The 11,813-nt window shown below is 63.1% G+C and carries 7 protein-coding genes; 3 read left to right on the plus strand and 4 right to left on the minus strand.

Features of this window, described 5'->3' with window-relative positions; all coding sequences use genetic code 11:
• Positions 1-15 precede the first annotated feature (15 nt).
• From UB31_RS05960 to UB31_RS05970, 3 genes are all read right to left on the minus strand, one after another.
• Positions 16-1,638, minus strand: a complete 1,623-nt coding sequence (locus UB31_RS05960) for an inorganic phosphate transporter (RefSeq protein ID WP_045010171.1) — start codon at positions 1,636-1,638, stop codon at positions 16-18.
• A 124-nt stretch (positions 1,639-1,762) separates the two neighbouring features.
• The gene (locus UB31_RS05965) at positions 1,763-3,208 is read right to left on the minus strand and encodes a UdgX family uracil-DNA binding protein (protein WP_045010172.1); all 1,446 of its coding nucleotides are present in this window, start codon (positions 3,206-3,208) and stop codon (positions 1,763-1,765) included.
• Positions 3,208-4,443 carry a putative DNA modification/repair radical SAM protein gene (locus tag UB31_RS05970; RefSeq protein ID WP_045006510.1) on the minus strand — a complete coding sequence of 412 codons (1,236 nt, stop codon included), beginning with the start codon at positions 4,441-4,443 and terminating at the stop codon, positions 3,208-3,210. Before UB31_RS05970 ends, UB31_RS05965 begins: the two co-directional genes overlap by 1 nt.
• Before the next feature lie 161 nt (positions 4,444-4,604).
• Between UB31_RS05970 and UB31_RS05975 the strand changes: the two genes are divergently transcribed.
• Genes UB31_RS05975 through UB31_RS05985 form a run of 3 tightly spaced genes read left to right on the plus strand, consistent with a single transcriptional unit; the run spans position 4,605 to position 10,250 of the window.
• Positions 4,605-5,399 (plus strand): ImuA family protein, encoded by a 795-nt coding sequence (locus UB31_RS05975; RefSeq protein WP_045010173.1) that lies wholly within the window; start codon positions 4,605-4,607, stop codon positions 5,397-5,399.
• The gene (locus UB31_RS05980; protein WP_045010174.1) at positions 5,290-6,879 is read left to right on the plus strand and encodes a Y-family DNA polymerase; all 1,590 of its coding nucleotides are present in this window, start codon (positions 5,290-5,292) and stop codon (positions 6,877-6,879) included. The genes UB31_RS05975 and UB31_RS05980 overlap by 110 nt, the downstream gene beginning before the upstream one ends.
• Entirely contained in the window at positions 6,876-10,250 is a 3,375-nt protein-coding gene (locus UB31_RS05985) for an error-prone DNA polymerase (protein WP_045010175.1), read from the plus strand. The genes UB31_RS05980 and UB31_RS05985 overlap by 4 nt, the downstream gene beginning before the upstream one ends.
• A 129-nt stretch (positions 10,251-10,379) precedes the next feature.
• Here UB31_RS05985 and UB31_RS05990 read toward each other — a convergent pair whose 3' ends face one another.
• Entirely contained in the window at positions 10,380-11,708 is a 1,329-nt protein-coding gene (locus tag UB31_RS05990) for an IS1182-like element ISBrsp9 family transposase (protein WP_045010194.1), read from the minus strand.
• Positions 11,709-11,813: the final 105 nt, after the last annotated feature.

An 11,813-nucleotide genomic window follows, 5' to 3' on the forward strand; every position in this document is an offset into this window, starting at 1 on the left:
GTGAGCGGCGGTCTCTCAGAAGACGTGAGAGAAGAAGTAGTACAGCGTGCCCGAGATGATCATCGCGGCCGGCAGGGTCAGCACCCAGGCCATGGCGATGTTGCGGATCGTGGACCATTGCAGGCCCGAACCGTTGGCGGCCATCGTGCCCGCGATGCCTGACGACAGCACGTGGGTGGTCGACACCGGCAGGCCGTAGATGTCGGCAGCGGCGATGGTCGCAGCCGCCGTGATCTCGGCGCAGGCGCCTTGCGCGTAGGTCAGGTGCGTCTTGCCGATCTTCTCGCCGACCGTGACGACGATGCGCTTCCAGCCGACCATGGTGCCCAGCCCAAGCGCGATGGCGACCGCGATCTTCACCCAACCGGGGATGAACTTCGTGGCGCTGTCGAGCGAGCCCTTATAGGCATTGAGCACAGCGACGTCGTCGGCGTTGAGCTCGGCTTCCTTGTCCTTCATCAGGAAGCGGAGCGCTTCCGAAGCGAGGTACATGTCGTTGCGGGTGTTGCCGACGACGTCCGCCGGAACCTTGGCGAGCGAGCCGTAGGTGGTCACCTGCTTGGCGATATCGCGCACCAGCACGGCGAGCGACGGGAAGGTGCCGCCGTTGACTTCGCGCGTGGCGACGTAGCTGGTCACCGCGGGCCGCGGATTGCCGAGCACGTTGTAACCGGCCGCCTTGCCGTCGATGATCTTGCTGGCCGCGTCCGAGTTCGTGACGAAATGTTCGATCTCGGTCGCCGGCAGCGCGCGGTTGAGCGCATAGGCCGTTGGCACGGTGCCGATCAGGATCAGCATGATCAGGCCCATGCCCTTCTGGCCGTCATTGGAGCCGTGGAAGAAGCTCACCAGCGTGCAGGTGAGGATCAGGATGCCGCGGATCCACCACGGCGGCGGCTGGTCGCCCTTCGGCTCGCCGAACAGAGCGGGCGTGGCGCGCAGCAGCGCGCTGCGCAGGATGTACAGCAGGATCGCGGCGAGCGCGAAGCCGAACAGCGGCGACAGCAGCAGTGCCTTGCCGATGTTGGTGGCCTGAGACCAGTCGACACCCGAGGTGCCGCTGCGGCCGTGCAGGAGCGCATTCATGATGCCGACGCCCATGATCGAGCCGATCAGCGTGTGCGAGCTCGAGGCCGGCAGGCCGAAATACCAGGTGCCGACGTTCCAGATGATGGCGGAGATCAACAGCGCGAACACCATCGCGAAGCCGGCGCTGGAACCGACCTGAAGAATCAGCTCGACCGGCAGCAACGAGACAATGCCGAACGCCACCGCGCCCGAGGACAGCAGCACGCCGAACAGATTGAACAAGCCGGACCACACCACGGCGATGTTGGCGGGCAGCGAGCGCGTGTAGATGACGGTCGCGACCGCATTGGCAGTGTCGTGGAAGCCGTTCACGAACTCGAAGCCGAGCGCGATCAAAAGCGCGACGAAGAGCATGAGGAAGGGGGCGATGCTCTTGACCTGCGCGCCAGCCGCATCGACATCGACCCAGATGCTGTAGGCAACGAAGAGCAGTGCGGCGGCGATGACCCCCATATAGATGATACCAGTCAGCGGATGGAATCCGCCTTCAAGGTCGGGGCCCTTACGCAAGGCCGGCTCAATGGAGCCGGGTAAAGCAACGTCACTCATCGGAATTCTCCTGTCCCAATGCCTCCGATTTTGCGCGCGGCATGTGACAGCCAGTTGAAATGGTTGAAAAACTATTGATAAGGGGCAACTTTTCCACCGCCTGTTGCGCGCATTGCGGAGAGCGTCAGGCGGCGTGGGCGGATTTCTTCTGCTGACCGGCAGCGATCTTCAGGTCTTCGACAAAGCGCTGATATTCCAGCACCTTGGCCTCGGGGTCGGGCAGCCGGAGCAAATAGGAGGGGTGCACCGTCACCAGCGCCTTGCGGCCGTCGGGAAGGTCGATCAGCCGGCCGCGGGTCTTGCCGATCGGCGTGATCTTGCCGAACACGCTTTGCGCGGCAGTTGCGCCCATCGCCACGATGAGATCGGGCTGGATTGCCGTAACTTCCCGCTCATACCACTGCCGGCATGCTTTGATCTCCGGCGTTGCCGGCTTCTGGTGCAGGCGGATTTTTCCGCGGGGCACAAATTTGAAGTGCTTCACCGCATTGGTGACATAGACCTTCTTGCGATCGACGCCGGCCTCTTCCAGCGCACGGTCGAGCATCTGGCCGGCGGGGCCAACGAAGGGATGGCCGGCGAGGTCTTCCTTGTCGCCGGGCTGCTCTCCGACCAGCATGATGGTGGCGTCCTTCGGACCTTCGCCGAACACGGTCTGCGTCGCGTCCTTGTAAAGCGGACAGGCGCGGCAGTGCGCGGCCTCCTCGCGGAGTGTTTCGAGATCGTCGGCGGCTGTGGTTTTGCGTGTCATGAGAGCCTCCGGCCGCTTTTGAGGCTTGTGTGGATCGGTCGCGGATTTAGCGATCATGGCGCCGGTCATGCGCTCGGCGTCCTCGATCAAGGGTTTAATGATCGAAGCCTCAGGCAGGTTCCTCCAATATTTTTTCGGCATCTCCGTCTGCATCGCCTTCACCTTGAGCCGCGCCGGATTGAAGATGCTGGCGTAGTAGCGTCGCCAGGTTTCCTCGAGCCGGTCTTCGCCAGGGGCCTCGCCCTTGCTGACGCCTGATGTGAACGTGAGTGCGTGGCCATCCCAATGCGCGCACAAATCCGGCGTCAGGATCGACCAGGGCATGTCGGCAAAGCGTTTGGCGAAGAACGGCGCAGCGAGCTCGACGATGTGATGTTCCGGCTCGAACCAGGCGACGTAATGCGCTTCGCGTTCCCGGCCGATCTCGCGGAAACGCACGAAGGCATGCATTTTGTGCTCGTCGCGATGGACGGCTCTTGCCATGGCGGTGATTTGCGCGACGTCGGAATCGGTCGCGACCTCGATGAGATCGTGATTGTCCTTCAGCCGGAAGAGCAGGCGATAGAGGATCGCGAAACGCTCGCCGTCGCGGTGAAGGATTGCCGCTTTTGCGAACTCGACAAATTTTGCGGGCACGTTGAAGGTGCCGTCGTTCACCTCAAGTATCGGAGACGGCGCAGGCATCGCGAACAACTCCGCTTCGCCGCCTTGCACGGTCCAGGTGACATCGGCAGGCCTCACATGATGAAGCACGAGGCTACGTGCGGCTTTGCGCCAGCCGTCGAAATCGGTTTCGGTGTCGAGGGTGAGGTACTGCATCAGAAGCCAAATCCCAATTGCGTTGCCCTCGGCTTGAATCGCTCGATGAGCCCGGCAGCATCGAGCCGATGCGACGGAGGGCGATGATCGCTGAGGACGATGAACGGCAGCGCCTTTTTCTGGGGCACATGCAGCCGCGCGAGATCGGCGACGCGGATCGTGGTCGTGCGCCGCGTCGCGATGATGCGCTCGACCGCCTTGGTGCCGAAGCCCGGCACGCGCAACAGTTCCTCGCGGCTGGCGCGGTTGATGTCGAGCGGGAAGCGGTCGCGATGGCGTAGCGCCCAGGCGAGCTTGGGATCGATGTCGAGCGGCAGCATCGCGCTGTCGTCGACGATCTCGCCGACGTCAAAACCGTAGAACCGCATCAGCCAGTCGGCCTGATAGAGCCGGTGCTCGCGCAGCAAGGGCGGTGCGCGCAGGGGCAAGGCGCGGCTGGCATCGGGGATCGGGCTGAAGGCGGAGTAATAGACGCGCCTCAGCCGGTATGAACCGTAGAGATTGGCGCTGGTATGGAGGATGGTGTGATCGGAGGCAGCATCAGCGCCGACGATCATCTGCGTGCTTTGGCCAGCGGGTGCGAAACGCCGCGGCTTCGTCTTCGTTTTCGCGCGGTGGCTTTCTTCCGCTTCGTCCAGCTTCAGCCGCAGCCGGCCCATGGTACGGCGGATCGCGCGCACGTCCTTCTCGGGCGCGAATTGCTGCAGGCTCGTCTCGTCCGGCATTTCGATGTTGATGGAGAGACGATCGGCATATTTGCCGGCTTCCGTGATCAGCGCGTCGTCGGCCTCGGGAATGGTCTTGAGATGTATGTAGCCGCGGAAGTAATATTCCTCGCGCAGTTTTCGCGCGACGCCGACGACCTGCTCCATGGTGTAATCAGGGCTGCGGATGATGCCGGATGAGAGAAACAGTCCCTCGATGTAATTGCGCCGGTAAAAGTCGAGCGTGAGCTTGACCACCTCGTCGATGGTGAAGCGGGCGCGCGGCACGTTGGAGGAGGCGCGGTTGACGCAATAGAGGCAATCGTAATTGCAGGCGTTGGTCAGCAGCACCTTGAGCAGCGAGATGCAGCGTCCGTCCGGCGCGTAGGAATGGCAGATGCCCATGCCCGGCGCGGTCGAGCCCATGCCCTTGCCGTCGCTGGAATCCCGCTTTTCGGTGCCGCTGGAGGCACAGGACGCATCGTATTTGGCGGCGTCCGCCAGAATCTCCAGCTTGCGCTGTACGTCCATCTCAGAATCCCTTTGATTCAGCTCATGAATCCGACTGAGTGCCAATTCGATTGACTCTTCGGACGCCGTTAGCTTTATATTAGAACATATCATGAACAAATGAGCCAGCCGTTGGTTTCTTTTTGAGAGCCACGGCATCTATCCCTGAAGGAGCGGCGAGCATGAGCGGCGCACGCGGAAGCGCGCTTGCGATCCTGCGCGGCCAGATCGAGCGCATCGAGGCGGCGGAGGTCGTGCATCAGCGCGATCGCGTCGCGCTCGGCCACAGCGAGGTGGACTGCGCGCTGAAGGGCGGGCTCGCGCGCGCGGCGATCCACGAGGTGTTTTGCGAGGGGCGCCAGGGCGCTGCCGCGACGGGCTTTGTCACCGGGCTTGCGGGCCGCGTGACGACACGCAAACCGCTGTTGTGGGTGCGGCAGGATTTTTCGGACATTGAAACCGGCGCGCTGTCGATGAGCGGGCTCGCCGAACTCGGCCTCGATCCGCGCCGCGTGGTGATGGTACGCGCGGCTGACGTGGAGAGTGCGCTGCGCGCCTCGGCCGACGCACTCGCCTGCGATGCGCTCGGCGCCGTCGTGCTCGAGCTCTGGGGCGAGACCAGGCAGTTCGATCTCGTGGCGAGCCGCAAGCTGACGTTGGCCGCGCAGTCTTCCGGCGTCACCGGCCTGCTGCTGCGGATGGCCGCGCAGCCGCTGCCTTCGACCGCAGAGACACGATGGATGCTGCGCGCGGCGCATTCACCGCCGGGGGCGATGTGGAGTGCCTGGGGTGCGCCGCGCTTCGATGCCGAACTCCTGCGCAATCGTCATGGCCCGTGTGGCCGGTGGATCATGGAATGGAAATGTGATGAGTGCCAGTTCAGTGAATCGCCGGCGTATCCTCAGCCTGTGGCTGCCGCGCCTGCCCGTCGATCGGATCCAGCGATTTTTCCCGGCGCGCAGCGGCGTGCAGGATGAACCAAATATCGTCGTCATCAAGGACAACAACGCGCTGGTGATCCATTCGCTCGACGATGCGGCATCACGTTTGGGCCTGCATATAGGCCAGCCCTTGGCCAATGCCCGGGCGATGTGTCCGGATTTAAAAGTGTTCGACGCCGATGTCGTGGCCGATGCAAAGACGCTCAGCGACATCGCCGACTGGTGCGACCGCTTCACGCCGTTGGTCGCGCTCGATCCGCCGCATGGACTGTTTCTGGACATCACCGGCTGCGCGCATCTGTTCGGCGGTGAGGCTGCGCTGTTGCAGACGCTGGTTCGCGCGCTGGCGCGTCAGGGCTTTGCCGTCAGCGCGGCGATTGCCGGGACCTCGGTCTGCGCGCGCACGCTGACGCGGCAGGCTTCAGGCACCATCGTCGCCGATGGCGGGGAGGCAGAGGCGATCAACCGTCTCCCGGTATCCGCGCTCGGCGCGGGCGAGGCCATTACCACCGGCCTGCGCCGTGCCGGCCTGAAAACCATCGGCGATGTCGCGTCACGCGCGCCGCACGAGATCACGGCGCGGTTCGGCGCACGGTTCTCGACACTGCTCGCGCATGCGTTGGGGCAGGGCGACGCGCCGATCAGTCCGCGCAAGCCGCTGCCCGATTACATCGTGGAAAAACGTTTCCCCGAGCCGATCTCGACCGACATCATGATCGCGATGACACTGTCGCGGCTCGCCGATACGCTGATCGCCGCCATGGAGAAGCAGGGCAAGGGCGCGCGCCGGTTAGAAGCCGCCTTCTTCCGCACCGACGGCGTGGTGCGCGCGATCATGGTCGAGACCGGACGGCCGGTGACGCGAAGCGCCGTCATCGACCGTCTGTTCCGCGAGCGTCTCGATGCGCTCGCCGATCCCCTCGATCCCGGCTTCGGCTTCGACATGGTGCGGTTGTCGGCGAGCCGCACCGAGATCGTGGTGCAGGAGCAGCGCGATCTCGACGCCCATGTCCACGACAATGACGAGTTGGCCGCACTGATCGACCGCATCGCCGCGCGCATCGGCGGAAAACGCGTCGTCGTGCACCTGCCGCAAGATACTCATATGCCCGAGCATGCCGTGTTGGCCGTATCAGCGCAGCATCATCTTGCTGTCGCCACGCATGCAACATGGCCCGCACGCATGGAGAGCGAGCCGCCGCTGCGCCCCCTGCGGCTGTTCGAGAAGCCCGAGCCGATCAAGGTGCCGTTCGCAACCGTCCCCGACGGCCCGCCGCATCAATTCACCTGGCGGCGCGCGCTGCATGCGGTGGTGCGGGTGGAGGGGCCCGAGCGCATCGCCATGGAATGGTGGCGGCAGGACGACAGGCAGCTCACGCGGGATTATTTTCGCATCGAGGATGCCGAGGGCCTGCGCTTCTGGATCTTTCGCGACGGTCTTTATGAGGGGGAAGTGTTCGACGGCGATGGCAAGCCCGCTTCTCCTGGCTGGTACGTGCATGGTCTCTTCGCATGAATACGCCCGCTTATGCCGAGATCGGCATCACCACGAATTTCTCCTTCCTGCGCGGCGGCTCGGATCCGCGTGCCTATGTGCATCAGGCGAGCATCCTCGGCATCTCCGCGATCGGCATTGCCGATCACAACACCCTTGCCGGCGTGGTGCGCGCCTATAAGGAACTCGACCATGAGAAGGTGCTGAACAAGCCGAAGCTGCTTATCGGCACGCGTATCGTCTTCATCGATGGTACGCCCGATATTTTGGTCTACCCGCACGATCGCACCGCCTATGGCCGGCTCTGCCAGCTCCTCACGCGGGGCAAGCGTGGCGACGATATTACGCGGATCGAGAAGGGCGAGTGCCATCTCACCTTCGCCGATCTCCTTGAGTTTTCCGAAGGCCAACTCCTGATACTGACGTTGCCGCATCGCTTTGAAAAAGCGCAAGCGTTGGATGTTCTTGCCAAGTTGAAAGCGAGCCGCGCCGAAGGCGTGTGGCTGGCGGCGAGCCTGATCTATCGCGGCGACGATCGGCGCCGCCTCGTGCGGCTCGATGACCTCGCGGCGACGGCAAAGGTACCGCTGCTCGCGACCAATGAGGTGCTCTATCACGACCCCGGCCGCCGCCCGCTTCAGGACGTGTTGACCTGCATCCGGGAAAAAACCACGATCGAGGTGGTCGGCAAAAAGCTGGAGGCCAATGCCGAGCGCTTTCTGAAGACGCCTAGAGAAATGTCGCGGCTGTTCCGCGATTTTCCCGAGGCGATCGCGGAGACCATGCGTTTTGCGGACAAGATCGTCTTCTCGCTCGATCAGCTCAAATACCAATATCCGGACGAGCCGGTTCCGCCGGGCAAGACCGCGCAGCGTCATTTAGAAGATTTAACGTGGCAAGGGGCTCACAGAAAGTTTCCAATCCGAATTGCGCCGAAAACAAAAAAGACTCTGCATAAGGAATTACGGCTCATCAGAAAGCTAAAATACGCACACTATTTCCTTACAGTGCACGATATCGTTCATTACGCCCGCGGCGAGAACATACTGTGCCAAGGCCGCGGCTCTGCTGCAAATTCAGCCGTCTGCTATGTGCTCGGCATCACCTCGGTCGACCCGACCAAGGTTGATCTGCTGTTCGAACGCTTCATCTCCAAGGAGCGGCTCGAGCCGCCCGACATCGACGTCGATTTCGAGCATTCGCGGCGCGAGGAGGTGATGCAATATGTCTATCGCCGCTACGGCCGCCACCGCGCCGCGATCATCGCCACCGTGATCCATTATCGTCCGCGCAGCGCCATCCGCGATGTCGGCAAGGCGCTTGGCCTGACCGAGGACGTTACCGCCGCGCTTGCCGACACCGTCTGGGGACATTGGGGTAAGGGCCTCAACGACATGCAGGTCAAGCAGGCCGGGCTCGATCCCCAAAATCCCATGATCAACCTCGCGGTCGAGCTCGCGACCGAGCTGATCGAATTCCCGCGCCATCTCTCCCAGCATGTCGGCGGCTATGTGCTCACCCAGGACCGGCTCGACACCTATGTGCCGATCGGCAACGCCGCGATGGAGGACCGCACTTTCATCGAATGGGACAAGGACGACGTCGACGCGCTCAACATGATGAAGGTCGACGTGCTCGCGCTGGGTATGCTGACCTGCATCCGCAAATGTTTTGATCTGATCGCGGATCACAAGGGCAGGCGTTGGGTTCTGGCAAGCGTCCCGCAGGACGATCCCAAAGTTTACGACATGCTGTGTGATGGAGAGTCGCTCGGCGTATTCCAGGTCGAGAGCCGCGCGCAGATGAACATGCTGCCGCGCCTGAAGCCGCGGACCTTCTACGATCTCGTTATTGAGGTCGCGATCGTGCGGCCCGGGCCGATCCAGGGCGATATGGTGCATCCGTATTTGCGGCGGCGGAACGGGATCGAGAAGGAGAACTATCCGGCGCCGTCGCCCGATCATGGCAAGCCAGACGAGCTCTACAAGGTGCTGCACAAGACGTTAGGCGTGCCCCTGTTCCAGGAGCAGGCGATGCGGATCGCGATCGAGGCGGCAAAATTCACTTCCGAAGAAGCCAACGGGCTGCGCCGTTCGATGGCGACGTTCCGCAATGTCGGCACCATCGGCAAGTTCGAAGACAAGATGATTGGCAACATGATCGCGCGCGGCTATGCGCCGGAATTCGCCAGAAACTGTTTTGAGCAGATCAAGGGCTTTGGCAGTTACGGCTTTCCCGAGAGTCATGCGGCGAGCTTTGCGCAGCTCGTCTACATCTCGTCATGGCTGAAGCATTACCACCCCGATGCCTTCTGCTGCGGCCTGCTGAATTCGCAGCCGATGGGCTTTTACGCCCCGGCGCAAATTGTCAGCGATGCCCGCAAGAACGGTGTCGAGGTTCGCGAGATCGATGTCTCCTACAGTTTTGCGCAGAACACGTTGGAAAACACCGACAACAGATATTGCGCCGTGCGCCTGGGTTTCCGCCAGATCGACGGTTTCCACTGGCTTGATCCAGATGAAGAGTTCCTCAAAAAGGAGCAGGCAAAGCAACGAGGCGAAGAGTATGTCAGTCCGAAAGACTGGGTCGATCGCATCATCGACGCCCGCAATCTCGGTCCCTTCACGTCGCTCGAAGACTTCGCTCGCGATACCGGCCTCCCCAAGCGGGCGCTGATCCTGCTGGCGGATGCCGACGCCTTCCATTCGCTCGGGCTCGACCGCCGCGAGGCGCTGTGGCAGGTGCGGCGGCTGCCCGATGACGTGGTGCTGCCGCTGTTTGAAGCGGCGACTGCACGGGAGCAGCCGGACGAGCATGCAAAGCCGTTGCCGGTGATGCCGCTCCCCGAGCAGGTGGTCGCGGATTACCAGACCATCCGGCTTTCACTCAAAGGCCACCCGATGGAATTTTTGCGCGAGATGTTTTCGCGCGAACGAATCGTGGCCTGCAAGGACGTCAGCCATGAGAACGAGCGCCGTCGCGTTCGCTGCGCCGGCGTGGTGCTGGTCCGGCAGCGGCCGGGCAGCGCCAGCGGCGTGGTGTTCATGACGCTGGAGGACGAAACCGGCATCGCCAATGTCGTGGTGTGGCCCAAGATCATGGAGCAGTACCGCAAAGAGGTGATGGGCGCGCGCCTGATCCTGGTCGAAGGCTATATCCAGAGCAGCCCCGAGAAGGTGACGCATCTCATCGCGCAACGCATGATCGACCGCTCGCATGATCTGATTGGACTGGCCAACGACGCGCTGAGCCGCACGCATCCAGTGCCGGCTGGCGCCGCCCTGATCGAGCCGCTCAACGACGACCGCCGCGATCACATGGATGCGCCTGCGCAAAAAATCCGCCACCCCCGCAACGTTCGCATCCTGCCGCCGTCGCGGGATTTTCATTGAGGCTTGTCGCTCACAACACCGCTCTCAAACCGTCACCCTGAGAGCTTGTGACGCTTTTACTTGTTCGGAACGGAGTGGAGTTTCTTGTCGCGGTAAATGGCGGGTCTGAGTTCGTCGATGAGCTCTCGTTTATGCGCTGCGGAGGCGGTTGCCTTGCAGGATGTTGTTGGTGAGGGCGTACCAGAGCACGACGGCGCGGACCTTTTCGATCCCGCGCACGGTCAATTGCCGTAGGTTCCAGTTGCGCCAGCGGGCATGGATGCACTCGCATATCGAACGGGGCTTGTACCGGGCCTTGCCCTCTTTGCTCGCCATCCGCGCACGCCAAGCCAGTACCCCCGCGCCGTCGCCGCGTCGCGGCAGGTAGGGGTCGGTGCCGTGCTTGGATTGAGTGGGCGGGCAAAAAACCTCTATGCCCTCGGCATGCGCCCACTCGATGTCTTCCGCACTGCCAAAGCCGCCATCGACGAGATGGTCTTTGGGCAGGCCGCCAGGGCGCGTGCGCTGCCGCTCCAGCATGGGCCGCATCAGCCCGCGGTCGGACCCCGTGTTGCATACCTTAACGTCAGTGACGAACTGCTCGCCGGCCGCACTCGTCACCTGCACGTTGTAGGCTGGGCGGAAGCCGCCATCCGCCATCTTCATGACCCGTGCATCGGCGTCCGTCGTCGACGCGCGCGGCTCCTTCGGCGTCTTGCCATTGCCTTGCTTGCTCTCGCGTTCCTTGCGCTGCTGCTTGATCTCGGCAAGCGCCGCCTGCGCCGCTTTCACGCGCGCGCTGCGTTCCTCCGCGGCTCGCTCCTTGGCTGCCCGGGCGCGCTGATTGCTGGCGTCAGAGCGCACGTCGACTTCGCGCTTGAGGTCTTCCACCACCGTCTCAGCCAGGGCCAGATGCCGCTCGAGTGTCGCCTCGCGCCGGAACGAGGCGGCTCCCGCGCTGGCCCGGACCCGCACCCCGTCCTGCGCCAGTGTCGCCAGATTGACGAGACCAGCCTTCGCCAGCGCCGCCAGATGCTCGCTGAGCAGCCGGTCCAGCAGGTCGGCGCAACCGACCCGGAAGTCCGCCAGCATGTGATAGTTCACCGACACCCCGCCGCACAGCCAACGATAGGCATCGTGGCTCTCGCACAGTCGCTCCAATGCTCGCGCGCTGCCGACGCCCTCGCTGGTGGCTGAGAGCCACAGCGCCAGCAAAAGCCGCGGCGAGGTCGCGGGGTGACCGGGGCGGTCGCCCCTGGCCTTGATCCGGTTCTCCAGCTCACTCAGATCAAGCTCTTCGACATAAGACCAGATCAGGCGCACCGGATGGTCTTCCCCGATCAGGCTCTCGATATCCACCGCTCGCAACGCGATCTGGTCGCGCTGTGGCTCACGCAGCCGTGGCGCGCCGAGCGGCGCCGCGTCGGCTTCAGGCTTCGATTGCGCCGGCAGATCACCGAACAATTCATCGGCAGCCATCTTCGCCTCCCGCCAATCCATCATCGCCAGAGAATCACATGCCACCGGCATTCGGACAGATTTACCTGGCACGCTGCCAAAAAATCACACGCTCTGAGGTGGCCG

The organism is Bradyrhizobium sp. LTSP849, from assembly GCF_000938255.1.
Lineage (GTDB): Bacteria > Pseudomonadota > Alphaproteobacteria > Rhizobiales > Xanthobacteraceae > Bradyrhizobium.